We start from the raw sequence: 23,626 nt of genomic DNA, 5'->3' as shown, positions 1-23,626 counted from the left end.
GGAAATTGCTACTCACATCCGTCAGTTGAGGAAGACAAGAAGTCAGCCCAAGCCTGCATCATAGATCGACGCTCTTCCAGTAAGTCGGTGCGGTGATAAGCCGCTTCGACCTGATTCGCTATCGTGTGCGCAAGAGCCCTTTCCGCCAGATCCTTGCGATAGCCGTTCTCGCTTGCCCAGTCTCGAAAGCTAGAGCGAAAACCATGAGCAGTGGCTGGACGACCCTCGGCGTCGCTTGGCGCACGTTCGCGACGCAAGAAAGCAGTCAGGATCATGTCCGATGGGATCTTGCCCGTCGGGCTTGGAAACACGATTTCATCATGTAACCCAACCTGGCCTTCCAAAATAGAAATTGCTTGTGCGCTCAAAGGAACCCGGTGCTGAACGCCAGCTTTCATCCTCTCTGCCGGGATGGTCCAAATCTTACGAGCAAGATCTATCTCTTGCCATGTGGTTGCACGGGCCTCACCTGATCGCGTTGCCGTCAGAATCAAGAACCCCAAGAGGGGTCTTGTGGTTTCTCCACGCGGGTAATTCGCAAGGCTCCCCCTCCAGAAACATGGCGCGATTCTCCAAGGCATAGCAGGATGGTGTTGTACAGCTTGCTTTTGAGTTGGAAGTAATTTGGTCACGACGTCCAATGGGTTGCCGGAAACAAAGTCATGTGCCCACGTCCATCCCATCACAGCGTGGCAGCGCTGTTTAACGCGTGAAGCGGTTTCCTTTTTTTCCAGCCAGATTGGGCGCAGTACGTCAGCAAAATGACTGGGCTTCAAGTCGTTAACAAGGACGTCGCCGATAATGGGAAACACATACATTTCCAAGCTATTTATCCAGTCGAAACCGTGTTTTTTGTTGCGCCAGCCAGGCAAGAGCTCTGCATGGAGCAAGCGGGCAGCTTCGGCAAATGTAGGCACCTGTACCTTGATGCGAGCCGCAAGCTTTGCCTGTTCAAGTGGATCTTTACCTTGGGCAAGCAACTCGCGAACTTCGAGTCCCTTTTGCGTTACCTCTGCAATAGAGATGCCGGGGTAGCTGCCAAGCCCTATGGCACGACGCTTACCAGTAATCGGACTGATGTAGCGTAACTTCCATTGACCATGCCCTACAGTCTTTAGTGGATGAAGGGCTAGGCCGACTATCCCACCGTGTGGGAGAGCTGCATCAGTCGGTTTGAGGGACTTTGCTTTGCGGTCAGTAAGAAGTGCCATGGAGAAACCTAGTAGCCATCATGGTAGCCATTTTTAGATGGCTTCAAGCGTACATCGGTAGACTTTCGTGGACAACAAAATTCGTAACATCATGTAAAATAAAAGAAAAGATGGAATTTTGTAGACAACAATAGACATGCCAATGGTGGACGCCGCCTCCACCACCGGATACAAAAGCCATTGAAGATCAGTAAATTACTGGTTTTTAATGGCTTTTTTCTTTGCCTGTTACCTGTGGGTGCTACACAATGACCGTGTAACTTCGCGTTATTTTTGGCACAGTTTTGCGCGATTTTTGTCACAGGCAACCATCCTGCTCCACCACATAATTTGCGCTTGCTTTGGCACAAGCCAGCTACCACCAAGTCTTACCGTCGACCGCCAGAGCCGTCGCCACGGCTCCCACCACTCCGCCCCGTTTGTGCTCCATCTTCATAAACCGTTAAAACCAGCCATATCACGATATTAATCGTCTAAAAATCCGATTTTTTATGATTAACACGGTAATTTCACGATATTTCAGGAACTTGTCAGACTGAGACAGTCAATCAATAGCCAACCTAGGTAAACCGGGCCAGCCTATATGGCCGCATCCTCGCTGGTCAACATCCCGTTTCCGGACTACACCGGATTTAACGATCCTTGTCATTGACTGTTCGATTCATAAAAGGAAAGCGATGCCGCACGATATCTCCCTGATCTCCACTATCGCCGCCGGGCTGGGCCTGGCCATGCTGTTCGGTTATGCCGCCACTCGCCTGGCCATGCCGCCGCTGGTCGGCTATTTGCTGGCCGGGGTGCTGATCGGCCCTTCCACGCCCGGTTTTGTTGCCGATGTGGCGCTGGCCGGTCAATTGTCCGAGATAGGCGTGATGTTGCTGATGTTCGGCGTCGGCCTGCACTTCTCGCTGTCGGACCTGATGGCGGTGAAACGCATTTCAGTGCCAGGGGCCATCGTGCAGATCGCGGTGGCCACCGCGCTGGGGGCGGCGACAGCCTTGTACTGGGGCTGGCCGGCGGGTGAGGCTCTGGTGTTCGGCTTGTGCCTGTCGGTGGCCAGCACCGTGGTGCTGCTGCGGGCACTGGAGGACCGGGGGGTGCTGGACAGCATCAACGGTCGCATCGCCGTCGGCTGGCTGATCGTCGAAGACCTCGCCATGGTGCTGGTGCTGGTGCTGCTGCCACCACTGAGCAGCCTGCTCGGCGGCGAGGCCGCAAGCGGCGCCAGCAACGGCATGGGCATGACACTGCTGATCACCCTGGCCAAGGTCGCGGCCTTCATCGCGCTGATGCTGATCGTCGGCCGCCGCCTGTTTCCGCGGCTGCTGTGGCTGGTGGCGCGCACCGGCTCGCGCGAGCTGTTCACGCTGTGCGTGATCGCCGCGGCGCTGTGTGTGGCGCTGGGCTCGGCCAAGCTGTTCGACGTGTCGTTCGCACTGGGCGCTTTCTTTGCCGGCATGATGATGCGCGAGTCGGAGTTCAGCCACCGCGCTGCCGACGAATCGCTGCCGCTGCGCGATGCCTTTTCGGTGCTGTTCTTCGTGTCGGTAGGCATGCTGTTCGACCCGGCGATCCTGCTGCAGGAGCCGCTGAAGGTGCTGACTGTGGTCGCCATCATCATGCTGGGCAAAACCATTGCCGCCATCGCGCTGGTACTGCTGTTCCGCTATCCGCTGAATACCGCGCTGACGGTCGGCGTCAGCTTGGCGCAGATCGGCGAGTTTTCCTTCATCCTTGCCGGCCTCGGCATGAGCCTGGGTCTGCTGTCGGCGGCCGGGCAAAGCCTGATCCTGGCCGGCGCACTGATCTCGATCGCGCTGAACGCCGCGCTGTTTGGCAGCATCGCCCCGCTGCAGAGCTGGCTGCGCCGGCACTCGCCGCTGGCACAGAAGCTGGAACGGCGCGACGACCCGCTGGCCGAGCTGCCGATGTCGGTCGACCAAGCGCTGCTCAGCGGCCAGGTGGTGCTGGTGGGCTACGGTCAGGTGGGGCAGCGCATCGCCAGCCAGCTCGACCGGCTGGCGATCCCGTACGTAGTGGCCGACGAGAACCGTGAGCTGATCGAAGCGCTGCGCGCCAGCCACATTCCGGCGGTATGCGGCGATGCCGCCGAGGCGGCGGTGCTGATCCAGGCGCATGTCGCTCGCGCCAGCATGCTGGTAGTGACCGCGCCGGACATCTTCAAGACCCGGCAGATGATCCAGATTGCCCGCACCCTGAATCCGGCGATCGAGGTCATCCTGCGCACTGACAACGAGGAGGAAGGCATGCTGCTGGAGAGCGAGCACCGCGGCCATGTATTCCTGGAAAAACAGGTGCTGGCCGACGGCATGGCGCAGCACATTGCCGGGCGCTTCCGGCCGGTGCTGCATTGAGGACTCAGAGCGTGTTCACGATCTCGCACGCTCACGCAAGACAAGGCAAAAACGGCTGAGGAAGCGGCTTTATCCAGAGATAAACAAGCATGCCGAAGCCGTTTTCAACACCGTATCGCCCCATTGAGATCAAGTCGCAGCAGATCGTGAACAGGTTCTCAGTGCTGCTGCAGGAACTGCGGCACCTTGGCCGCGGTGACGGCCTGCAGTTTGCACAGCAGCGCGTGATTCACCGGCTGGCGACAGCTGCGGGCCACGGTCTGGCCGAGGTGCAGCAGCAGGTTGGCCGCCATTTCGGCATCGGCCAGCGCGCGGTGGGCGCGGCCGGTGGCAGGTAGCCCGGCCCAGCGCGTCAGCGTGCCCAGCTTGTGATCCGGCGCCTGCGGCAGCAGCCGGCGCGACAGCAACAGGGTGCAGGCAAAGTCCTGCGTCCGCGCCAGCCCACACTGCGCCAGCTCGAAATCCCAGAACTTGCGGTCGAAGCTGGCATTGTGCGCCACCAGCGGGGTGGTGCCGACGAAGTTGGCCGCATCGCGCATCACGCCCGCCGCGGGCGGCGCCGCGCGCAGCATGGCGTTGCTGATGCCGGTCAGTTGCTCGATCATCGGCGGCACGCGCACGCCGGCGTTCATCAGGCTCTGGAAACGGTCGACGATGACGCCGCCCTCCAGCATCACGATGCCGATTTCCGTGGCCCGCCCTTCCCGCCCCGGCGTGATGCCGGTGGTCTCGAAGTCGATCACGGCCACACGTTCGATCATGCCAGCGCCGCCTTGGCGGCTTCTTCCGGGCTCAGGCCGTCGTAGAACTGGTCGGTAAACCACTCGGCCTGCTCTTCGATGTGTTCCTGCGCCTGCGCCAGGGTGGCACCACCGGCTACCAGGAAGCCTTCGACTTCTTCGCACCAGGCCAGCAGTGCTAGGGTTTCGTCGTCCAGATCGTGGTCTTTTTTCTTGGCCATCGCCGTATCCTCTTGAATCGTCAACATAAAAACAGCCGCGCATTGTACGCGGCTTTGGTGGCAGCGGCTTAACTATCTTGCGGCAGCGTGACCTGCCACGGCGCATCAGTGACCAGCAGATGACAGGCCAGCCGCACCGTCTGCGGCGTGTCCGGCCAGGTGTCGGCCGCCGCCTGCGCGGCGTCGATCAAGCCGGCGCGCAGCAGCACGTTGCGCTCCTTGCGGCCAACCTTGACCGTGGCCGGCTGGCCGGCGTGCGCGATGTGCACCGCGCAGGTGCCACAGGTGCCCTGCCCGCAGCGCCAGTGCAGCGGCACCTCGTGAAAACGCGCCACGTCGATCAGCAGGTCGCCGGCGCTGGCGTCGACCTCGGCCAGCGGCTGCCCGTCGCGCAGGAATTGCAGCGTGGTCACAGCGGATACACCGGCAACAGGTCACCCGGCTGCACGCTCTGCCCCGGCTGCAGGCGCACCAGGCCATCGGCCCAGGCGCAGGAAGTCAGCACCCCGGACCCCTGGTTGCCGAAACGCTGCAGCTGCTGCTGGCCGTCCTGCGTCACGATGCGCACGCGCAGGAATTCCTCGCGCTTCTGGTCCGGCTTGAGCCAGTCGAAGGCGGCCGGCAGCAGGCGCGGCTGTGGCCAACCTTGCACCGTCTCGCCCATGCGCGCGCGCAGGAAATCGCGCACCAGCACCGCAAAGGTGACGTAACCGGACACCGGATTGCCGGGCAGCCCGATGAAGTCGGCGTCGCCGATGCGGCCACTGGCCAGCGGCTTGCCCGGCTTGATCGCGATCTTCCACAGCTGCAGCTCGCCCTCGGCCTCTACCGCCGCCTTGACGTGATCCTCCTCCCCCACCGACACCCCGCCGCAGGTCATCACCACGTCGGCCCGCGCGGCGGCATCGCGCAGCGCGGCGCGGGTGGCGTCCAGCCGGTCGGCGATGATACCCAGATCAATCACCTCGCAGCCGAGCTGGCGCAGCGCCGGCACAAGCCAGTAGCGGTTGGAGTTGTAGATCTTGCCGGCCGGCGCTGCTTCGCCCGGCTCCACCAGCTCGTCACCGGTGAAGAACACCGCCACCTTCAGGCGGCGGAACACCGCCAGCTGCGGCTGGCCGATGGCGGCAGCGACGCCGAGGTCGGCATCGCGCAAACGTTGGCCGCAGGCCAGCACCAGCTGGCCGACGGCGATGTCCTCGCCGCGGCGGCGGATGTTCTGCCCGATGCGTACCGGCGCGGTGAACAGCACGCTACCGTCCGCCTGCACCTCGGCCTGCTCCTGCATCACCACCGCGTCGGCCTGCGGCGGGATCACCGCGCCGGTAAAGATGCGCGCCGCGCTGGCGGCGGCCAGTGCCTGCGGCACGGCGCCGGCCGGGATGCGCTGGCTGACCGGCAAAACGTTGGCCGCATCGGCGGCGCGCACGGCGTAGCCGTCCATCGCGCTGTTGTCATGGGGTGGTACGTCCAGTGGCGAGACCAGCTCGCGCGCCAGCACGCGACCGGCAGCGTCCAGCAGCGGCACCTGCTCGATGGCATCGACGACACGGGCACGCGAAAGCAGCCAGTCACGGGTTTGGTCAACTGTTTGCATGATGGGAAACCGGAACAAGAGAAAGCCGCATCTTCTCACAGACACGGCGAGGCGGACATCCGCCGCTTGGCGGATCAGGCGGCGCGCTCCAGCGGCAGCGTCGCCGGCGGTTCCTCGAAGCGCTGCCAGTGGGTAATCAGGATGGTGCTGAGGCCGCAATCGCGCGCGATGCGCGCCTCAATCTCCTCCAGCACGCGATGGCTGTGGATGGTGCCGTCCAGCGTCACCTCGGCACGACGGGTGGCGGCATCATCGGGACTGACAAACCAGATGCAGTAGTGGTTCATGACCTTCCTCCCGGCCCGCCGCGCGTACGGCAACGGGTTGATTATTGAAGGATATATCGGCCAAGCACTTGCCACTCGGCAAGTTTTTTCTCGAACGGCGTGGTCAGCGCCGGGCTGGACGACGGCAGCAGCAGGATGTCGAGGTCGCTGGCGACCAGGGTTGGCGCCGCCTTGGCAGCGGTCTTGCCGTTGAAGGCCACCGCCTGCAGCGCCGGCAGCGTTGCCAGCAGCTCGGTCAGCGGATTGAGTGCCACCTCGCGGATGTCGCTGTCGAGGCTGCCGCGGCGCTGCGCCGAGGCCACCACGTCCCACAAGCCGATGCCCAGCGCCTGCAGTGCCGCCAGCCGCTGCGGGTAGGCCAGCTCGGTCAGCTCCACCGCGCCGAGCGCCGACAGCAGCCGCCAGAACTGGTTGCGCGGGTGGGCGTAGTACTGCGCCGCCGCCAGCGAGGCATCACCCGGCAGCGAGCCGAGGATCAACAGGCGGGTATCGGCGTCAACGACGGGCGGAAAACTGGTCTTGCGCATGCGGCCAACCTTAGAACAGGCTGCCCTGTGCCAGCCCCAGCGCCTCGCGCACCGGGGCAAAGCTGCGGCGGTGCTCGGCCAGCACCCCAGTCTCCTGCAAGGCTTTCAGGTGCTCGGCGGTGGGATAGCCCTTGTGGCGGGCGAAGCCATACTGCGGATGCAGGCGGTCGAGCGCGATCATTTCCGCATCGCGCGCGGTCTTGGCCAGGATTGAGGCGGCGGAGATTTCCTGCACCTTGGCGTCGCCCTTGACGATGGCTTCCGCCGGCAGCGTCAGCGTCTTCGGGATCTTGTTGCCATCGATCAGCACCTTGCCCGGCGTGATCGCCAGGCCGTCGACGGCGCGCACCATCGCCAGCATGGTGGCCTGGAAGATGTTCAGCTGGTCGATCTCGGCGGCGGAGGCGAAGGCGATGTGCCAGGCCAGCGCCTTGTCCTTGATTTCCAGCGCCAGCGCCTCGCGCCGGGCTTCGCTCAGCTTCTTGGAGTCGGCGAGGCCGGCGATCGGCCGCGCCGGATCGAGGATCACCGCGGCGGTGAACACCGAGCCGATCAGCGGCCCGCGCCCGGCCTCGTCCACGCCACAGATCAGCATGCGGCCAACTTGAGGATGGCCTGCGCCGCCAGGCGCGCCGAATCCTGCTGCAGCGAGCGATGCAGCTCGGTGAAGGTGCTGATCACCTCGTCGCGTGCCTCGGTGTTCTGGTACAGGTTGGCCACCGCCGCGGCCAGCTTGGCCGGCGTCGCCTCGTGCTGCAGCAGCTCCGGCACCACGAAGCGCTTGGCGAGGATATTGGGCAGCCCGACGTAGGGCAGCTTCAGCTTGCGCTTGACCAGCTGGTAGGTCAGCCACGACAGCTTGTAGCTGATCACCATCGGCCGTTTGGTCAGCGCCACTTCCAGCGTCGCGGTACCGCTGGTGACCAGCACCACGTCGGCGGCGATCATCGCCATCTGCGCGTGGCCGATCAGCTTGCGGATCGGCAGGTCCCACGCCTTGTGCTCGGACAGCAGGCGGTCGAACTGGTCCAGGGTTGGCCGCGTCGCCAGCGGTACCAGGAATTGCGCATCGGGAAACTGCTGCAACAGCAGGCGCGCGGTCTCGATGTACAGCCCGCCCATGTAGTCCAGCTCGCTCTTGCGGCTGCCCGGCAGCAAGGCAAACACCGGCACGTCGCGCGGCAGGCCGAGCTGGTCGCGCATCGCCTCGCGGTCCGGCTGCATCGCGATCTCGCCGGCCAGCGGATGGCCGACAAAGGTGGCGTTGACGCCAGCGGCGTCGTACAGCGGCTTTTCCATCGGGAACAGGCACAGCACCTGATCCGCCGACTCGCCGATCTTCACCACCCGCTCCGGCCGCCACGCCCACACCGACGGACTGACATAGTGCGCGGTGGGGATGCCGGCCTGCTTCAGCCATTTTTCCAGCTGCAGGTTGAAGTCCGGCGCGTCGATGCCGATGAACACGTCCGGTTTTTCCGCCAGCAGGGTGTCGCGCAGGCGACGACGGATGCGCAGCAGCTCGGGCAGGCGCGACAACACCTCGACATAACCGCGCACCGCCAGCCGCTCCTGCGACACTTGGCTGACAAAGCCGCGCGCCAGCATGCGCGGGCCGCCGATGCCGGCGAAGGCGATGTCGGGATGCGCCGCTTTCAACGCATCCATCAGGTGGGCGCCGAGCAGGTCGCCGGAGGCTTCGCCAGCCACCATGGCGACCTTGAGCTTGGCCGGACGGGCAAACAGCTTTTCAGTCATGGTTAACGGATGATGCCCCGGCCTGCGGTGTCGAAGAATTGCACGAACAGCGCCAGCTCGTCCCGGCCTTCCGCCGCCTGCGCCGTGATCTCGGCCTTGGCCTCGTCAAACGACAAGCCCTTGCGATACAGCGACTTGTAGGCGTTGCGGATGTTGCGGATCTGCTCGGCGGTAAAGCCGCGGCGCTTGAGGCCCTCGGCATTGATGCCGGACGGTACCGCACGGTTGCCGTGTGCCATCACATACGGCGGCACGTCCTGCGCCACCGCGCTGGAGAACGCGGTCATGGCATGGGCGCCGATATGGCAGAACTGGTGCACGCTGGTGAAGCCGCCCAGAATCACCCAGTCACCGATGTGCACGTGGCCGGCCAGCGTCGCGTTGTTGGCGAAGATGGTGTGGTTACCGACCTGGCAGTCGTGCGCCAGATGGACATAGGCCATGATCCAGTTGTCGTTGCCGATGCGGGTCACGCCGCCATCCTGCGCGGTGCCGATGTTGAAGGTGCAGAATTCGCGGATGGTGTTGTTGTCGCCGATTTCCAGCCGTGTCGGCTCGCCCGCGTACTTCTTGTCCTGCGGCATCGCTCCCAGCGAGCAGAACTGGAAAATGCGGTTGTTCTTGCCGATGCGGGTATGGCCTTCGATCACCACGTGCGGGCCGACCCAGGTGCCGCTGTCGATGCTGACATTGGCGCCGATGATGCTGTATGCGCCGATTTCGACATTGGGGGCAATCTGCGCCCCGTCAGCGATGATGGCAGTCGGATGAATGGCCATGCTTAGACCTCGCGTTTTGCGCACATGATCTGCGCCTCGCACGCCACCTGGCCGTCGACCAGGGCACGGGCGTTGTATTTGGCAATGCCGCGCTTCATCGACAGCTGTTCCACTTCCAGCACCAGCTGGTCGCCCGGCACCACCTGGCGCTTGAAGCGTGCGCTGTCGATGCCGACGAAGAAGTACAGCTCGTTTTCCGGACGCTCACCAACGCTGCGGATCGACAGGATGCCGGCGGCCTGCGCCAGCGCCTCGATGATCAGCACGCCCGGCATCACCGGATACTGCTCGAAGTGGCCCATGAAGAATGGCTCGTTGATGGTGACGTTCTTCAGCGCCTTGATGCGCTTGTTGGCCTCGAACTCGGTGACGCGGTCTACCAGCAGGAACGGGTAACGGTGCGGCAGGTAACGCATGATCTCGCGTACATCGATCGATACGGCGCAGTTTTCGGCAGATACGGCTTCAGTCATTCTGTTCAGTCCTTGTTCTGTTGCGCTGTGCTCAGCGCTTTTTCAAGTTGTTTGACACGGGTCACCAGGTCGTCCAGATGACGGACATGGGCGGCATTGGCCAGCCACTCCTTGTGCGTCGCCATCGGGTAGACCGCGGTGTAGGCATCCGCCTTGCGGATGGATTTGGAAATCAGGGTACCAGCGCCGACATGAGTGCCGTCGGCAATCTCCAGATGGCCGATGATACGTGCCGCACCACCGATGGTGCAGCGCGCACCGATGCGGGTGCTGCCTGCCACCGCGGCGCAACCGGCCATCGCGGTGTGGGCGCCGACCGTCACGTTGTGGGCAATCTGGATCTGGTTGTCGAGCTTGGCGCCCTCGCCGATCACGGTATCGGACAGCGCGCCACGGTCGATAGTGGTATTGGCGCCGATTTCGACGTCGTCGGCAATCACCACCACGCCGGTTTGCGGGATTTTGAACCAGCGGTCGCTGTTCCAGGCGAGGCCAAAGCCGTCGGCGCCGATCACCGCGCCGGCGTGCACCATCACCCGCGAGCCAAGACGGCAGCCATGATAGATGACCACATTGGGATAGAGCACCACGTCGTCGCCGAGGCAGACATCGTCACCGAGCACCACGCCGGGATGCAGGATGCAGCGCTCGCCGATAGTCACGTTGCGGCCGATGCTGACCAGCTCGCGCACTTCGCTGCTGGCGGCGATGCGGCAGCCGTCGGCCACCACCGCACGCGGGTGCACGCCGCCACGCGCCAGCGGCAGCGGGCTGAACAGCCGCGCCACCTTGGCAAAATACAGGTACGGATCCGCCGCCAGGATCAGGCTGCGGCCAACCTTGGCCGCCTCTTCCGCCAGCGCCGGCTTCACGATCACCGCCGCAGCTGCGCTGGACGCCAGCTGGCTGCGATACTTGGGATTGGCCAGGAAGGTGATGTCACTCGCCCCGGCCTCATCCATCGGCGCCAGGCGCTGGATCTCGCGATCGTCGCCACGCAGCTCGCCGCCCAGGGCGGCCACAATTGCAGATAGTTTCATGGTATGCATCAAAAATGAAGCCGACGCGAGTCGGCTTCAGGTAACAAGGCGGACGGTGCCGGTTTACTTTTCCAGTTCTTTCAGGACCTTGCCGGTAATGTCGTGCCTGGGGCTGACGTACACCACATCCTGCAGGATCACGTCGTACTGCTCGCGATCGGCGATGGTCTTGATGATGCGATTGGCCCGTTCCTGCACCGACGCGAACTCCTCGTTGCGGCGCTGGTTCAGGTCGTCGCGGAAGTCGCGCATCTTGGCGGCATACTCGCGCTCGGTCGCGGCCAGATCACGCTCCATCGCCTTGCGCTCGGCTTCCGGCACCTTGTTGCGGGCGATGCCTGCTTCCAGCTCCTTGCCCTTGGCCGCCAGGCGCTTCAGATCCGCCTCGCGTACCGCGAACTCCTTTTCCAGCTTTTTCTGGGCATTGACCGCCGGTGCCGCCTCGCGATAAACGCGCTCGGTGTTGACGTAGCCCATCTTGAAGTCGGCCGCCGACGCCGGCATCGCCAGCATCAGCCCAACACTGCAAAGCACTGCCTTCAGCATCATTCTTGCCACCCTGAATCCTTAGAAAACCTGCCCCAATGTAAACTGGAAGCGCTGCAACTTGTCGGTTTCTTTGCTGCCAATCGGGAACGCGTAGCTGAACTTCATCGGCCCCACCGGCGACAACCACGACAGTGCCAGACCGGTCGAGTAGCGCGCGCCGCTGGATGCCGTCACCGACGTGTCCTTGTCATCCCACAGCGTGCCGCCATCGAAGAACACACTGCTGCGCAGGCTGCGATTATCCTTCATGCCGGGGAACGGGAACAGCAGTTCCGCCGAGAAGGACAGCTTGCGGGTACCGCCCAGGGCGTCGCCATTGCTGTCCAGCGGGCCGAGGCTGCCGTTGTCGTAGCCGCGCACCGAGCCGATACCGCCGATGTAGTAGTTCTGGAAGAACGGCAAGCGGCTGGTCCGGCCATAGCCGTTGGCCATGCCGATTTCGCCACCCAACGCCAGCGTGTAGTTCTTCGACAATGGCCAGAACCAGGTCTGGTTGTGCGACAGGCGGTAATACTGGATGTCGCCGCCCGGCAGACCGGCATCGGCGTACACGCTCATGCTGGCACCGCGCGTCGGCCACAAGGCGCTATCACGGGTATCACGCGACCAGCCGGCAGAGGCCAATAGGGTCATGTTGCTGGCACCATACTGCGCGACAAAGTCCTCGTAGCGCTGCGGACTGTCTTCGTACAGCTTGATCGTGGTGTTTTCAGCGCCGAAGCTGAAGCTGATACGATCGTACTCGGTGATCGGCACGCCGAAGCGGGCGGCCAGACCGGTGGTCTTGGTACTGTACTGTGCGCGGTCCGCTTTTTGCGGATTGTAGCTGCGGCTGTACAGGTCGTAGCCAAGGCTGACGCCATCGACGGTGTAGTACGGATCGGTAAACGAGATCGACGCGTTCTTGTTGGTCTTGCCGTTGGCAAAGCTGACCGACAGCGACTTGCCGGAACCCAGCACGTTTGCCTGCGACACCGAGGCGCTCAACTGCAGGCCGTCACCCTGGGCAAAACCGACACCGGCCTGGATGGAGCCGGTCGGGCGTTCCTTCACCGTCACGTTCATATCCACCTGGTCCGGGGTATCGACCACCGGCGGGGTTTCGATATTGACGCTTTCGAAGTAGCCGAGCAGCTCCAGACGTTCCTTGCTGCGCTTGACGCCCTCGCCGTTGTACTGCGCGCTTTCCAGCTGGCGTAACTCGCGGCGGATCACCTCGTCACGGGTACGGGTGTTGCCGGCGATGCTGACGCGGCGTACCGAGGTGAGACGACCCGGGTCGACGAAGAAGGTCAGCGTCACCTGTTTGGTCTTAGCGTCCACTTCCGGGGCGACGTTGACGTTGGCGAAGGCATAGCCTTCCGCACCCAGCCGGTCGGACAGCGCGGTCACGGTTTCGTTGACCTGCTCACGGTTGAACAGATCGCCCTGCTTCACCAGCAGCAGCTTGCGCAGCTCGGCTTCCGGCAGTTTCAGGTCGCCGCCGAGACGGACATCGGCAATACGGAACTGCTCGCCCTCGCGGATATTGACGGTGACGAACATGTCCTTCTTGTCTGCGCTGATCGCCACCTGTGTCGATTCGATATTGAACTCGACGTAACCCTGGTTCTGGTAGAAGGCACGCAGCTTCTCTAGGTCGGCAGACAGCTGCTGACGCGAATACTGGTCGGAACGCGACAGCCACGACAGCCAGCCCGACGGGGTTAGCGCCATTTCCTCCAGCAGCTCGTCCTGTTCGAACGCCTTGGCACCGACGATGCGGATATCGCGGATCTTGGCGGTAATGCCTTCCACGATATCCAGTGTCACCGCCACACGGTTACGCTCCAATCGCGTCAGCTGCGGCTGGATTTCCACCGAGTACTTGCCCTTGCTGAAATACTGGCGTTTCAGTTCCTGTACCGCCTGGTCCAGCAGGCCCTGATCAAAGATGCGCGACTCGGCGAGACCGTTGTCTTTCAGCGCCTTGACCAGCTGGTCCTTGCTGAATTCCTTGGCGCCATTGATCTGCAACTGCGCGATCACCGGACGCTCGCTGACCGCCAGGATCAGCACGTCGCCCTCGGTCTCGATGCGCACGTCGTTGAAGAAGCCAGTGGCGAACAGGGCCTTGATGGCATCGGCGGCTTGCTGCTGGGTGAAGGTATCCCCCACCTTGAGCGGAAGGTAGCTGAATACGGTACCGGGCTCGGTACGCTGCAGACCTTCAACGCGAATATCCTTGATCACAAAACTGTCGGCAGCCCAGACCGGCGACAGGAAAGTGGCGGCAAGCGCCGCCACAAGAAAGCGTTTGTTCATGGTTTTTATAATCCTAGCCGGCAAAAAGCCGGCCGAAGTCATTGAACAGGGCCAGCAACATGACTGTCATGATGAAAGCCATCCCCAAACGCTGACCGATTTCATATACTCGATCGGGCAACGGTCGCCCGCGTATCCACTCCGCGACATGATACAGCAAGTGCCCGCCATCCAGCACCGGCACCGGCAACAGGTTGAATACCCCCAAACTGACACTGATCAGTGCCATGAATTCCAGCAGCGGCACCAGCCCCAGGTCGGCGCTCTTGCCGGCATAGTCGGCGATGGTCAGCGGCCCGCTCAGCGCTTCCAGCGCCACCGTACCGGTAAACATCGCACCAATCATACGCAAACTGGATGCCATGAGGCTAGCCGTGCGTGCCAGCGCCTGCTGCAACGCCTCGCCCACCCCCACCGTCACCTGCTGTTCGATTTTCTGCTGCCACGCCACATCGGGCAGCGCGCCGGCACCGATGCGGCCAACCTTTTGCCCGTTGTACTCGCTGCTGTCCGGCGTCAGCACCACCTCGCGCAACTGGCCGTCGCGCTGGATGCGCAAGCGGATGGCCTGCCCGGGACGGGCCTGCACATAGCTGACCCACGCCGGCCACGATGCCAGCGGCTGACCATCCGCGCCCAGCAAACGGTCACCCTGGCGCAGACCGGCCCGTGCCGCCGCGCCATCCGGTGCCAGCTCGCCCAGCGCCAGATGGTAACGCAACGGCGACAAGCCGAGCCGGGCGAGGCTCTGCTCGTTGAGCTGCTGCAGGCCGAATGCCGGCAAGTCCACCGCCAGCGTCATGTCCACGCCGTCACGGGCGATATACAGCACCATGCGGCCATCGAGGGCAATGGCGTCACTGAGTCCGCCACGCAGCGCATGCCAGTCGGCGATCTCGGTATCGTTGACCGCCCGGATGTGATCACCGGGCAGCACGCCGGCCGCCGCCGCCGCCGACTGCGGCGCGACGCTGCCGACGTAGGGCAGCAGACGGGTCTGCTCGCCCTGCATCACCACAAAGAACAGCAACACCGCCAGCAGCAGGTTGGCCAGCGGCCCGGCGATCGAAATCAGGATTTTCTGCCACGGCGGACGCTGGTTGAAGGCGCGCGGCAAGTCTGCTGCCGACACCGCTGCCTCGCGACTGTCGAGCATGCGCACGAAGCCGCCCAGCGGAATCCAGCCGATCTTCCAGCTGGTTTCGCCGCGCTGCCAGGTCAGCAGCGGCTTGCCGAAGCCGATGGAAAACTCCAGCACCTTGACCCCGCAATAGCGAGCGGCGACATAGTGGCCAAACTCGTGAAAGGTGACCAGCACCCCGATCACCAGCAGAAAGGCCAGCAAGGCCATTATGCGGCTACCCAGGCCTGCACCTGGCGACGGGTATCCGCGTCACGCTGCAGCAGGGCTTCCAGCTCGTGGCAGGCGGACAGGTCCTGCGTTTGCAGCGCGCGCTCCACCAGACCGGGAATATCGAGAAAGGCAATGCGCTGCTGCAGGAAGGCCTCGACGGCGATCTCGTTGGCGGCATTGAGCACTGCCGAGGCAGCCCCACCGGCGCGCAAGGCATCGAACGCCAGCCGCAGGCAGGGGAAGCGCTGCAGGTCCGGCGCCTCGAACGTCAGCCCGGACAGGGCCAGGAAGTCCAGCGCCTTCACCGGTGCGGCAATGCGCTCCGGCCAGCCCATCGCGTAGGCGATCGGCGTGCGCATGTCGGGCGAACCCAGCTGCGCCAATACCGAGCCGTCCTTGTAGCGCACCATGGAGTGGATCACGCTTTGCGGATGCACCACCACGTCGATACGGTCGGCCGGGGCATTGAACAGCCAGTGCGCCTCGATCACCTCCAGCCCCTTGTTCATCAGGGTGGCGGAGTCGACGGAAATCTTGCGCCCCATCACCCAGTTCGGATGATTGCAGGCGTCGTCGGGTGTGACGTGGCGCAGGCTGGCCGCATCGCGCTGGCGGAACGGGCCGCCGGACGCGGTCAGGATCAGCTGCTCGATGCCATTGCGGTCGAGGTTGCCGTCATAGGCCGCCGGCAAGGCCTGGAACAGCGCATTGTGCTCGCTATCCACCGGTAGCAGTTCGGCACCACTGTCACGCACCGTGCGCATGAACAGCTCGCCGGCAACCACCAGCGACTCCTTGTTCGCCAGCAGAATGCGCTTGCCCAGCCGCGCTGCGGCCAACGTTGGCCGCAGGCCGGCGGCACCGACAATGGCCGCCATCACCATGTCCGCCTCCGGCAGGGTCGCCGCCACTTCCAGCGCCGCCTCGCCGTAAGCCACTTCGGTCGAGCACCCCGCGTCACGCAGCCGCTGCTGCAACTGGCTGGCGGCCGACGCATCGGCCACCACCGCCAGCAAGGGACGGAACTGCAAGCATTGCGCAAACAGCTTGTCGACCTGGCGATGCGCGGTCAGCGCCACCACGTGATAACGCCCGGGGTGGCAAGCCACCACGTCGAGGGTGTTGACGCCGATGCTGCCGGTGGCGCCAAGTACGGTAATACCTTGAGAACGGTTCATGATTCAGACCAGCAAAAGACGGAGCGCATGGGACACCGCCAGCACGGCAATCAGGCTATCGATACGGTCGTACACCCCGCCATGACCTGGCAGCAGCTGGCTGCTATCCTTGATGCCGGCGCTGCGCTTGAACCAGGACTCCAGCAGGTCGCCGACCACGCTGACCGCGGTCAGGCCGATCGCCAGCGGCAGCAGCCATAACGGCGACAGCGGCACGTTGAGCCAGCCCCATTGTGTCACCAGCCAGCTGTACAGCGAGACGCCGACCACCGCGCCGGCGACTCCTTCCCAGCTCTTGCCGGGACTGATCGTCGGTGCCAGTTTGTGCTTGCCAAAGGCCTTGCCGGCAAAATAGGCGGCGATGTCGGCCACCCACACCAGTCCCATCACCGCCAGTAGCTGCAGGCCATCGGCGACAGTAGGTTGCGGCCGCCATGCCAGGAAGGCAAACCACGCCGGAAACAGTAGCAGCCAGCCCAGCAGCATCGCCGACCAGCCGCGGGGCAGCGGCCAACGTTTGGCCAGCCAGCACGGCGCCAGCAGCAGCCACACCAGCAGCGACAGCGCCATCAGCGCCGCCGGCGCGACAAAGCCCTGCAGCCACAGACCAGCGGCCACCATGGTCGATACCGCCAGATAGGCGTAGCGTACGGCACCATCAAGGCGGGCCATGCGGGCGAACTCCCACAGCGCCAGCACGATGATCAGCCAGGAAAAACCGGCCCAGGCCACGCCATTGAACAGGAACAGCGCCGCCAGCATCAGCGGAAGCAGCACCAGCGCCGTCAGAATACGCGTCTTGAGCATGACTCAGCCTCGGCGTTGGGTTTCGGGCAGTTGCTCGCTGGTACGGCCGAAACGGCGCTCACGAGACCGGAACGATGCCACCGCCGAGGTCAATGCCTGCGCATCGAAATCCGGCCACAGCAAATCGGTAAAGAACAACTCGGTATAGGCCAGCTGCCACAACAGGAAATTGCTGATGCGCTGCTCGCCACCAGTACGGATGAACAGATCCGGCTCCGGGGCGTAGGCCATCGACAGGTTGGCCGCAAGGGCGGCCTCGTCCAGCCGGGTTGCACCTTGTGCCAGCAGCCGGTTGGCGGCCTGCATCACATCCCAGCGACCGCCGTAATCGGCGGCGATGGTCAGCACCAGCCCGGCATTGCCGGCGGTGCGCGCCTCGGCCCGCTCGATGCGCTCGACGATTTCGGCGGAGAAGCGTTCGCGCGAACCGATCACGTGCAGGCGGATGTTGTTGCGGTGCAGCTTGTCCACCTCGCGCTCCAGCGCGGTCATGAACAACCCCATCAGGAAGCTGACCTCATCCGGCGGGCGGCGCCAGTTTTCGGTGGAAAACGCGAACAGGGTCAGGTATTCGACGCCCAGCTCGGCACAGGCCTTGATGGTGTCGCGTACCGCCTCCAGCCCGCGCTTGTGGCCGGCAACGCGCGGCAGAAAGCGCTTCTTGGCCCAGCGGCCGTTGCCATCCATGATGATGGCGATATGCCGGGGTACGGGCCGTACCTCGGGCACATCCTGCGTGGAACTCGCGAACAAGCGATACCCCTTATACGGCCAGCAGTTCGGCTTCTTTGGTCGCCAGTGCCTTGTCGATCTCGGCAGTATACTTGTCGGTCAGCTTCTGGATTTCGTCCTGGCCGCGGCGCTCTTCGTCCTCGGTGATCGCCTTGTCCTTGAGCAGGTTCTTGAAGTCGTTATTGGAGTCGCGACGCACATTGCGTACCGACACGCGCGCGCCTTCGGCTTCGCTGCGCACCACCTTGATCAGGTCGCGGCGACGCTCTTCGGTCAGCATCGGCATCGGCACGCGGATCAGGTCACCCATGCTGGCCGGGTTCAGGCCCAGATCACAGTCGCGAATGGCCTTTTCGATCTTGCTCGCCATGTTCTTTTCCCACGGCTGCACGCCGATGGTACGGGCGTCGATCAGCGTCACATTGGCCACCTGGTTGACCGGCACGTCACTGCCATAGTATTCCACCATGACGTGATCGAGCAGACCGGTATGGGCACGACCGGTACGCACCTTGGCAAGGTCTGCCTTGAAGGTTTCGAGGGTCTTTTGCATCTTGTGCTCGGCCGATTTTTTCACGTCATTAATCATGATTACTCCCGTTGTATCTCTAAAAAACAAAGCGGAAAACGGCTGACGCCGCTTCCGCCCTATCCATATTCATTAGGCTCAGCAGTGTACCAGCGTGCCTTCGTCTTCGCCAAGCACCACGCGCTTGAGCGCGCCGTCCTTGAAGATGCTGAACACCTTGATATTCAGCTGCTGGTCGCGGCACAATGCAAACGCGGTCGCGTCCATCACCTTGAGGTTGCGCGAGATGGCCTCGTCGAAGGTCAGCGTCTGGTAACGCACCGCATCCGGGTTTTTCTTCGGGTCATCGGTGTACACGCCGTCCACCTTGGTCGCCTTCAGCATGATGTCCACGTTCATTTCCATGCCGCGCAGTGCAGCCGCGGTATCGGTGGTGAAGAACGGGTTGCCGGTGCCGGCGGCGAAGATGACGACCTTGCCCTCTTCCAGGTACTGCATCGCCTTGCCGCGCACGTAAGGCTCGGCGATCTGCTGCATGGTCAGTGCCGACTGCACGCGGGCGATGAGGCCAACCTTGGTCATCGCATCCTTCAGCGCCAGTGCGTTCATCACCGTTGCCATCATGCCCATGTAGTCGGCGGTGGCGCGATCCATGCCGGCAGCGGCAGGCGCCACGCCACGGAAGATGTTGCCACCACCAATGACGATACCCACCTCGATCCCCATCGCCACCACTTCTTTGATCTGGCCGACAATTTGTTCGATGGTGGCACGGTTGATCCCGTAACTGTCATCACCCATCAGGGCCTCACCGGACAATTTCAGCAAGATTCGTTTATAGGCAGGAGCTTGGCTCATGATCACCTCGGGCGTGGGGTTAGAATTCAATTTGCAAAACGGCACCCTGCAAGCAGGGTGCCGTTGGACCGTTCAGTTAACGGGGATTACAGCTTGGCAGCAGCGGCCACTTCAGCAGCGTAGTCAACTACGGCTTTTTCGATGCCTTCGCCAACAACCAGCATCGCGAATGCATTCACTTTAGCCGATTTCTCGGCCAGCAGTTTTTCTACAGTCACGTCCGGGTTCTTAACGAAAGGCTGACCCACCAGGGTCACTTCGGCCAGGAACTTGTTCACGCGGCCTTCAACCATCTTGGCAACGATGTCGGCTGGCTTGCCGGATTCGGCAGCCTGTGCGGTGTAGATCTTGCGCTCTTGTTCCAGCGTTTCGGCCGGAACCTGGTCTTTCGACACGCAGATCGGCTTGGAAGCGGCGATGTGCATGGCAACATCACGACCCAGGGCTTCGTCGCCGTTCAGGTCAACGATGACACCGATCTTGGCGCCGTGCAGGTAAGTCGCGATGGTGCCTTCGGTGCTGTAGCGAACAAAACGACGGATGGTCATGTTCTCGCCCAGCTTGGCGATGGCGGCCTTGCGGATTTCTTCTACCGATACACCGTCAATTTCAACGGCGGACAGCGCTTCGACATCGGCAGGGTTGGCCACAACCACAGCCTTGGCAGCAGCAGCAGCCAGTGCCAGGAAGGTCGGATCCTTGGCAACGAAGTCGGTTTCGCAGTTCACTTCCACCAGCGCGCCAACACCACCTTCGATGCAGGAACCGATGATGCCTTCGGCAGCAACACGGCCGGCCATCTTGGAAGCCTTGTTACCGGACTTGATGCGCAGGATTTCTTCGGCCTTGGCCAGATCACCCTCGGCTTCAACCAGTGCCTTCTTGCATTCCATCATGCCCAGACCAGTCGCTGCGCGCAGGTCGCCAACCATCTTTGCGGTAATTTCCGCCATGACTTACTCCTTCAAAAGTATACGGTTACGTCTCATCAGGGTTTGAAAAAAGGGGCTTGCGCCCCTTTTTCGCGTTGCCCTTTAGCTTATTCAGCAGCAGCTGGTTCAGCAGCAACGATTTCCTGCAGCGACTGGGCGCGACCTTCCAGTACGGCGTCGGCGATGCCGCGAGCGTACAGACGGATGGCACGGCTGGAGTCATCGTTACCTGGGATTACGTAGTCGATGCCTTCTGGCGAGTTGTTGGTATCAACAACACCGATAACCGGGATGCCCAGCTTCTTGGCTTCAACAACGGCACCTTTCTGGTAGCCGGTGTCGATTACGAAGATCGCGTCTGGCAGGCCCTTCATGTCCTTGATACCACCCAGCGAACGCTCCAGCTTTTCAACTTCGCGCTGCATGTCCAGCAGCTCTTTCTTGTTGAAACCGGAATCGCCAGCCAGTTCCAGGGCAGCGCGCTTGTCTTCCAGGCGCTTGATGGACTGCTTAACGGTCTTGTAGTTGGTCAGCATACCGCCCAACCAGCGGTGATCCACGAATGGCGCGCCTGCACGGGACGCTTCTTCACGGACGATCTCACGCGCCTGACGCTTGGTACCCACAAACAGCACGTTGCCTTTGTTAGCAGTCAAACGACGCACATAGTCCTGGGCGCCAACGAACAGTGGCAGAGTCTTTTCCAGGTTGATGATGTGAATCTTGTTACGGCTGCCGAAAATGTACTGAGCCATTTTCGGGTTCCAGAAACGGGTTTGGTGGCCGAAGTGAACGCCGGCCTCAAGCATTTGACGCATGGTCACATTGTTGGACATTTAAATCTCCTAAAGGGTTATGCCTCCATCCGTACAGACAACCTTGCGTACAAGGCACCCTTTGGTACGGATGTGCGTGATATCCCCCAGACATTGAGGGAACTCGCAATTGTAGCATTGCCGCGACGGCGGGTTCAAGCCGTCAGCCGCTCAAAATTCGCCGTCCGGGTTTTTCAGGCGCCGGATGCGGCGGCGGCGCAAACGCAACATGATCAGCGTCGGCAGGAAACCGAGGAAAAACAGCAGAATGCCTGCGCGAATCAGGCTGTCCTGCACCACCGCCAGCATCAGCACCACATACAGCCACGCAATCACAATCAGATACATATCAAACGACCGTTTGAAAAAAAACCAATAGTGTGTCAAGAATAGCGCATTCCCGCCCTCAGGAGCCGCCCGATCATGCACACCCGTTTCACCGAGACCTTTGGCGTCCAGCTACCCCTGCTCTGCCCCGGCATGAGCTATATCGCCACCCCGGAACTGGTCGCCGCCACCAGCAACGCCGGCGGCCTCGGCATCCTTGCCACCGGCCCGCTCACCGCGGAGCAGACACGCAGCGCCATCCGCCACATCCGCAGCCTGACCGACAAACCGTTCGGCATCGGCTGCACCCTGATGATGCCCGGTGCCAGGGAAAACGCCGAAGTGGCACTGCAGGAGCAGGTGCCGGTGATCAATTTCTCGCTCGGCAAGGGCGACTGGATCGTCAAGCGCGCCAGCAGCTATGGCGGCAAGGTCATCGCCACCGTGGTCACCGAGAAGCATGCCATTGCTGCAGAGAAGATCGGCGTCGACGCCCTGCTGGTCACCGGCCATGAGGCAGCCGCCCACGGCGGTGAAGTCACCTCGCTGGTACTGATTCCGGCCATCCGCAAGGTCAGCTCGCTGCCCATCATCGCCGCCGGCGGCTTTGGCACCGGCCAGGGGCTGATCGCGGCACTGGCACTGGGCGCCGACGCCATTGCCATGGGTAGCCGCCTCGCCATGACCCAGGAAAGCCCGGTACACCACACCACCAAGGACATGATTCGCCAGCGCAGCGTCGGCGACACCATCTACTCGCGCAACTTCGACGGCCTGTGGTGCCGGGTGATGGACACCCCGACCGCGCGCAAGCTGACCCGCAAGCCGCTGAGCCTGCTGGTGGCCGGCTGGCGCGCACTGGGCACGGCGCGCCGCATGAAACTGCCACTCGGCAAGACGGTACTGGGCGGCATGCTGACGCAGCCACAGAACCTGCGCCAGCTGGCACAATTCGGCGCCGCCACCGAATCGATCCGACTGGCGATCGAGGATGGCGACCACAAGCGCGGGGTACAGCTGATCGGCCAGGTGCAAGGCCTGCTCGACGACATCCCCACCGTCAGCGAGCTGTTCCAGCGTCTGGTGAGCGAAGCACGCGCCACGCGCGACAAGCTGCCCAGCTGAATACCACCCGGGCGCAGCCGCCGCTGCGCCCGCCCCCCCCCCCCCGCCAGACCCCCCCCCCACTTGCCGACAAGGCGCAGAGTCGTTATCATTTGATAATGATTCTTGTTTAGTAAAAATTGGATGTGGACCACGTGCCGGCAGACGCCCTAGCACAGCAGCGCACGCACGTTGGCCGCAAGTCGCAAGCATCCGCCCACACAACGACAAGGCAAGCCCGGCGACCCCGTCCCGGCACCGGCAGGCACACAGCCTGCCATGCGGCCAGCGCAAGTCCGGATCACCACAACCCGGCAATCAACTTAGGAGCAGCCAATGCCAGATCTCGCCTACCAGATTGAGCGACTACAGGTTCGCCGCGGCAACGACAGCCTGCTCGATTGCCAGCAACTGCAAATCCCGGCCCACCGCGTCACCGCCGTCATTGCCACCCATGCCCCGGAACACAGCCTGCTGCTGCAGGCACTGGCCGGCGCACACGGCCGGCAGCAGGGCCGCCTGTTTGGCCAGCCGCTGCCGCAAGCGGGCCACCACGATGCCCGCATTGCCGGACTGGCGCCAGCCGCCACCAATCCGCGACAACGGCTGTGCGATTACGTACTACAAGGTCGCCTGCCGGCCTCGCGCTGGCTGCTGCGACCGTCGCCACTGGATCGTGACGCCGCCACCCTGGCCTTGCGACTGGTCGCACTGGAGGCACAAGCCGGACAACGATTGGCCAACCTGACTCCCAGCGAACTGCAACTGGCGCGCATCGCCCGCAGTCTGGCCCAGCCCGCGCCGCTATTGTTGCTCGATCAATGGACCGCGCACCTCTCTGCACAGCAACAACTGCTACTGATGCAGCGACTGGCGCGGCTGGCGCCGACCGGACGCACCATCGTGTGCACCCTGCCCGAGCACAGTCCCGCCGCCAGTCACGCGCAGTGGCTGGTATTGCTGGCCGGCGGCCGCCTGCTGGCGCAAGGCAGCCCGGCACAGCTGCAGCCCGCCGCAAGCGGATACCCGCCGCACCATGCCACGCCATTCGCCAGCACGCCTGGCAGCCAGCATCCCGCCGCGACCTGGCCATCCCGCCTCGCCGCCTGAAATGCGCGCCCCGGTTTCA

At 63.0% G+C, this 23,626-nt stretch carries 26 protein-coding genes; 3 read left to right on the top strand and 23 right to left on the bottom strand.

The window, feature by feature from the left end; translation table 11 throughout:
* Positions 1 to 8: 8 nt before the first annotated feature.
* Positions 9 to 1,211, bottom strand: a complete 1,203-nt coding sequence (locus C8E02_RS02530) for a tyrosine-type recombinase/integrase (RefSeq protein WP_120809519.1) — start codon at positions 1,209 to 1,211, stop codon at positions 9 to 11.
* A 677-nt stretch (positions 1,212 to 1,888) separates the two neighbouring features.
* Between C8E02_RS02530 and C8E02_RS02525 the strand changes: the two genes are divergently transcribed.
* Positions 1,889 to 3,586: a cation:proton antiporter domain-containing protein gene (locus C8E02_RS02525; protein ID WP_120809518.1), complete on the top strand. Its 1,698-nt coding sequence runs from the start codon at positions 1,889 to 1,891 to the stop codon at positions 3,584 to 3,586.
* Positions 3,587 to 3,744: 158 nt separating this feature from the next.
* Here the strand turns inward: C8E02_RS02525 and C8E02_RS02520 are convergent, their stop codons facing one another.
* The 22 genes from C8E02_RS02520 to C8E02_RS17110 all read right to left on the bottom strand — a co-directional run bounded on the left by C8E02_RS02520 (position 3,745) and on the right by C8E02_RS17110 (position 21,414).
* Positions 3,745 to 4,347 (bottom strand): 3'-5' exonuclease, encoded by a 603-nt coding sequence (locus C8E02_RS02520; RefSeq protein WP_211329138.1) that lies wholly within the window; start codon positions 4,345 to 4,347, stop codon positions 3,745 to 3,747.
* Positions 4,344 to 4,547, bottom strand: coding sequence for a hypothetical protein (locus C8E02_RS02515; protein ID WP_047966493.1), 204 nt, complete (start codon positions 4,545 to 4,547; stop codon positions 4,344 to 4,346). The genes C8E02_RS02520 and C8E02_RS02515 overlap by 4 nt, the downstream gene beginning before the upstream one ends.
* A 68-nt stretch (positions 4,548 to 4,615) precedes the next feature.
* Entirely contained in the window at positions 4,616 to 4,960 is a 345-nt protein-coding gene (locus C8E02_RS02510; RefSeq protein WP_120809517.1) for a 2Fe-2S iron-sulfur cluster-binding protein, read from the bottom strand.
* A complete protein-coding gene (locus C8E02_RS02505; protein ID WP_120809516.1) occupies positions 4,957 to 6,144 on the bottom strand; it encodes a molybdopterin molybdotransferase MoeA in 1,188 nt (395 codons plus the stop codon). The genes C8E02_RS02510 and C8E02_RS02505 overlap by 4 nt, the downstream gene beginning before the upstream one ends.
* Positions 6,145 to 6,218: 74 nt before the next feature.
* Positions 6,219 to 6,431 (bottom strand): hypothetical protein, encoded by a 213-nt coding sequence (locus C8E02_RS02500; protein WP_047966496.1) that lies wholly within the window; start codon positions 6,429 to 6,431, stop codon positions 6,219 to 6,221.
* Positions 6,432 to 6,472: 41 nt separating this feature from the next.
* Positions 6,473 to 6,958, bottom strand: a complete 486-nt coding sequence (locus C8E02_RS02495) for a DNA-deoxyinosine glycosylase (protein ID WP_120809515.1) — start codon at positions 6,956 to 6,958, stop codon at positions 6,473 to 6,475.
* 10 nt (positions 6,959 to 6,968) lie between these two features.
* Complete coding sequence (gene rnhB, locus C8E02_RS02490; protein WP_120809514.1) at positions 6,969 to 7,553, bottom strand: ribonuclease HII; 585 nt, start codon at positions 7,551 to 7,553, stop codon at positions 6,969 to 6,971.
* Positions 7,547 to 8,716, bottom strand: a complete 1,170-nt coding sequence (gene lpxB, locus C8E02_RS02485; protein ID WP_120809513.1) for a lipid-A-disaccharide synthase — start codon at positions 8,714 to 8,716, stop codon at positions 7,547 to 7,549. Before lpxB ends, rnhB begins: the two co-directional genes overlap by 7 nt.
* Before the next feature lie 2 nt (positions 8,717 to 8,718).
* Entirely contained in the window at positions 8,719 to 9,495 is a 777-nt protein-coding gene (lpxA, locus tag C8E02_RS02480) for an acyl-ACP--UDP-N-acetylglucosamine O-acyltransferase (protein WP_120809512.1), read from the bottom strand.
* 2 nt (positions 9,496 to 9,497) lie between these two features.
* Positions 9,498 to 9,968, bottom strand: coding sequence for a 3-hydroxyacyl-ACP dehydratase FabZ (fabZ, locus tag C8E02_RS02475; RefSeq protein WP_047966500.1), 471 nt, complete (start codon positions 9,966 to 9,968; stop codon positions 9,498 to 9,500).
* Positions 9,969 to 9,973: 5 nt separating this feature from the next.
* Entirely contained in the window at positions 9,974 to 11,017 is a 1,044-nt protein-coding gene (gene lpxD, locus C8E02_RS02470) for a UDP-3-O-(3-hydroxymyristoyl)glucosamine N-acyltransferase (protein WP_211329137.1), read from the bottom strand.
* 54 nt (positions 11,018 to 11,071) lie between these two features.
* A complete protein-coding gene (locus tag C8E02_RS02465; protein WP_120809510.1) occupies positions 11,072 to 11,557 on the bottom strand; it encodes an OmpH/Skp family outer membrane protein in 486 nt (161 codons plus the stop codon).
* An 18-nt stretch (positions 11,558 to 11,575) separates the two neighbouring features.
* Positions 11,576 to 13,861, bottom strand: a complete 2,286-nt coding sequence (gene bamA / locus C8E02_RS02460) for an outer membrane protein assembly factor BamA (RefSeq protein ID WP_120809509.1) — start codon at positions 13,859 to 13,861, stop codon at positions 11,576 to 11,578.
* 13 nt (positions 13,862 to 13,874) lie between these two features.
* Positions 13,875 to 15,212, bottom strand: a complete 1,338-nt coding sequence (rseP, locus tag C8E02_RS02455) for an RIP metalloprotease RseP (protein WP_120809508.1) — start codon at positions 15,210 to 15,212, stop codon at positions 13,875 to 13,877.
* Positions 15,212 to 16,393, bottom strand: coding sequence for a 1-deoxy-D-xylulose-5-phosphate reductoisomerase (ispC, locus tag C8E02_RS02450; RefSeq protein ID WP_120809507.1), 1,182 nt, complete (start codon positions 16,391 to 16,393; stop codon positions 15,212 to 15,214). The genes rseP and ispC overlap by 1 nt, the downstream gene beginning before the upstream one ends.
* Before the next feature lie 3 nt (positions 16,394 to 16,396).
* A complete protein-coding gene (locus C8E02_RS02445) occupies positions 16,397 to 17,200 on the bottom strand; it encodes a phosphatidate cytidylyltransferase (RefSeq protein WP_120809506.1) in 804 nt (267 codons plus the stop codon).
* Between the two features lie 3 nt (positions 17,201 to 17,203).
* Complete coding sequence (uppS, locus tag C8E02_RS02440; RefSeq protein WP_120809505.1) at positions 17,204 to 17,953, bottom strand: polyprenyl diphosphate synthase; 750 nt, start codon at positions 17,951 to 17,953, stop codon at positions 17,204 to 17,206.
* 10 nt (positions 17,954 to 17,963) lie between these two features.
* Entirely contained in the window at positions 17,964 to 18,521 is a 558-nt protein-coding gene (frr, locus tag C8E02_RS02435) for a ribosome recycling factor (RefSeq protein ID WP_120809504.1), read from the bottom strand.
* Positions 18,522 to 18,599: 78 nt separating this feature from the next.
* Entirely contained in the window at positions 18,600 to 19,319 is a 720-nt protein-coding gene (pyrH, locus tag C8E02_RS02430) for a UMP kinase (protein WP_120809503.1), read from the bottom strand.
* A gap of 86 nt (positions 19,320 to 19,405) precedes the next feature.
* On the bottom strand, positions 19,406 to 20,272 hold the full coding sequence (gene tsf, locus C8E02_RS02425; RefSeq protein ID WP_047966510.1) for a translation elongation factor Ts: 867 nt from the start codon (positions 20,270 to 20,272) through the stop codon (positions 19,406 to 19,408).
* An 86-nt stretch (positions 20,273 to 20,358) separates the two neighbouring features.
* Entirely contained in the window at positions 20,359 to 21,087 is a 729-nt protein-coding gene (gene rpsB / locus C8E02_RS02420; RefSeq protein WP_047966511.1) for a 30S ribosomal protein S2, read from the bottom strand.
* Positions 21,088 to 21,237: 150 nt separating this feature from the next.
* Positions 21,238 to 21,414: a hypothetical protein gene (locus C8E02_RS17110; RefSeq protein WP_170152081.1), complete on the bottom strand. Its 177-nt coding sequence runs from the start codon at positions 21,412 to 21,414 to the stop codon at positions 21,238 to 21,240.
* A 75-nt stretch (positions 21,415 to 21,489) separates the two neighbouring features.
* Here C8E02_RS17110 and C8E02_RS02415 point away from each other — a divergent pair, with 75 nt between their 5' ends.
* Together C8E02_RS02415 and C8E02_RS02410 are read left to right on the top strand one after the other, a co-directional pair.
* The gene (locus C8E02_RS02415; RefSeq protein ID WP_120809502.1) at positions 21,490 to 22,518 is read left to right on the top strand and encodes an NAD(P)H-dependent flavin oxidoreductase; all 1,029 of its coding nucleotides are present in this window, start codon (positions 21,490 to 21,492) and stop codon (positions 22,516 to 22,518) included.
* A gap of 315 nt (positions 22,519 to 22,833) precedes the next feature.
* Positions 22,834 to 23,607: an ATP-binding cassette domain-containing protein gene (locus C8E02_RS02410; protein WP_120809501.1), complete on the top strand. Its 774-nt coding sequence runs from the start codon at positions 22,834 to 22,836 to the stop codon at positions 23,605 to 23,607.
* The last annotated feature ends 19 nt before the right edge of the window (positions 23,608 to 23,626 follow it).

The organism is Vogesella indigofera, from assembly GCF_003633895.1.
GTDB lineage: Bacteria > Pseudomonadota > Gammaproteobacteria > Burkholderiales > Chromobacteriaceae > Vogesella > Vogesella indigofera.
Note: the sequence above shows the minus strand (reverse complement) of the source record. Positions and strands in the feature narration are given on the sequence as shown.

Coding starts and splice junctions, on each gene's coding strand:
- C8E02_RS02530 (WP_120809519.1), bottom strand. CDS start 1,211: ATGGCACTTCTTACTGACCGCAAAGCAAAGTCCCTCAAACCGACTGAT.
- C8E02_RS02525 (WP_120809518.1), top strand. CDS start 1,889: ATGCCGCACGATATCTCCCTGATCTCCACTATCGCCGCCGGGCTGGGC.
- C8E02_RS02520 (WP_211329138.1), bottom strand. CDS start 4,347: ATGATCGAACGTGTGGCCGTGATCGACTTCGAGACCACCGGCATCACG.
- C8E02_RS02515 (WP_047966493.1), bottom strand. CDS start 4,547: ATGGCCAAGAAAAAAGACCACGATCTGGACGACGAAACCCTAGCACTG.
- C8E02_RS02505 (WP_120809516.1), bottom strand. CDS start 6,144: ATGCAAACAGTTGACCAAACCCGTGACTGGCTGCTTTCGCGTGCCCGT.
- C8E02_RS02500 (WP_047966496.1), bottom strand. CDS start 6,431: ATGAACCACTACTGCATCTGGTTTGTCAGTCCCGATGATGCCGCCACC.
- C8E02_RS02495 (WP_120809515.1), bottom strand. CDS start 6,958: ATGCGCAAGACCAGTTTTCCGCCCGTCGTTGACGCCGATACCCGCCTG.
- rnhB (WP_120809514.1), bottom strand. CDS start 7,553: ATGCTGATCTGTGGCGTGGACGAGGCCGGGCGCGGGCCGCTGATCGGC.
- lpxB (WP_120809513.1), bottom strand. CDS start 8,716: ATGACTGAAAAGCTGTTTGCCCGTCCGGCCAAGCTCAAGGTCGCCATG.
- lpxA (WP_120809512.1), bottom strand. CDS start 9,495: ATGGCCATTCATCCGACTGCCATCATCGCTGACGGGGCGCAGATTGCC.
- fabZ (WP_047966500.1), bottom strand. CDS start 9,968: ATGACTGAAGCCGTATCTGCCGAAAACTGCGCCGTATCGATCGATGTA.
- lpxD (WP_211329137.1), bottom strand. CDS start 11,017: ATGCATACCATGAAACTATCTGCAATTGTGGCCGCCCTGGGCGGCGAG.
- C8E02_RS02465 (WP_120809510.1), bottom strand. CDS start 11,557: ATGATGCTGAAGGCAGTGCTTTGCAGTGTTGGGCTGATGCTGGCGATG.
- bamA (WP_120809509.1), bottom strand. CDS start 13,861: ATGAACAAACGCTTTCTTGTGGCGGCGCTTGCCGCCACTTTCCTGTCG.
- rseP (WP_120809508.1), bottom strand. CDS start 15,212: ATGGCCTTGCTGGCCTTTCTGCTGGTGATCGGGGTGCTGGTCACCTTT.
- ispC (WP_120809507.1), bottom strand. CDS start 16,393: ATGAACCGTTCTCAAGGTATTACCGTACTTGGCGCCACCGGCAGCATC.
- C8E02_RS02445 (WP_120809506.1), bottom strand. CDS start 17,200: ATGCTCAAGACGCGTATTCTGACGGCGCTGGTGCTGCTTCCGCTGATG.
- frr (WP_120809504.1), bottom strand. CDS start 18,521: ATGATTAATGACGTGAAAAAATCGGCCGAGCACAAGATGCAAAAGACC.
- pyrH (WP_120809503.1), bottom strand. CDS start 19,319: ATGAGCCAAGCTCCTGCCTATAAACGAATCTTGCTGAAATTGTCCGGT.
- tsf (WP_047966510.1), bottom strand. CDS start 20,272: ATGGCGGAAATTACCGCAAAGATGGTTGGCGACCTGCGCGCAGCGACT.
- rpsB (WP_047966511.1), bottom strand. CDS start 21,087: ATGTCCAACAATGTGACCATGCGTCAAATGCTTGAGGCCGGCGTTCAC.
- C8E02_RS17110 (WP_170152081.1), bottom strand. CDS start 21,414: ATGTATCTGATTGTGATTGCGTGGCTGTATGTGGTGCTGATGCTGGCG.
- C8E02_RS02415 (WP_120809502.1), top strand. CDS start 21,490: ATGCACACCCGTTTCACCGAGACCTTTGGCGTCCAGCTACCCCTGCTC.
- C8E02_RS02410 (WP_120809501.1), top strand. CDS start 22,834: ATGCCAGATCTCGCCTACCAGATTGAGCGACTACAGGTTCGCCGCGGC.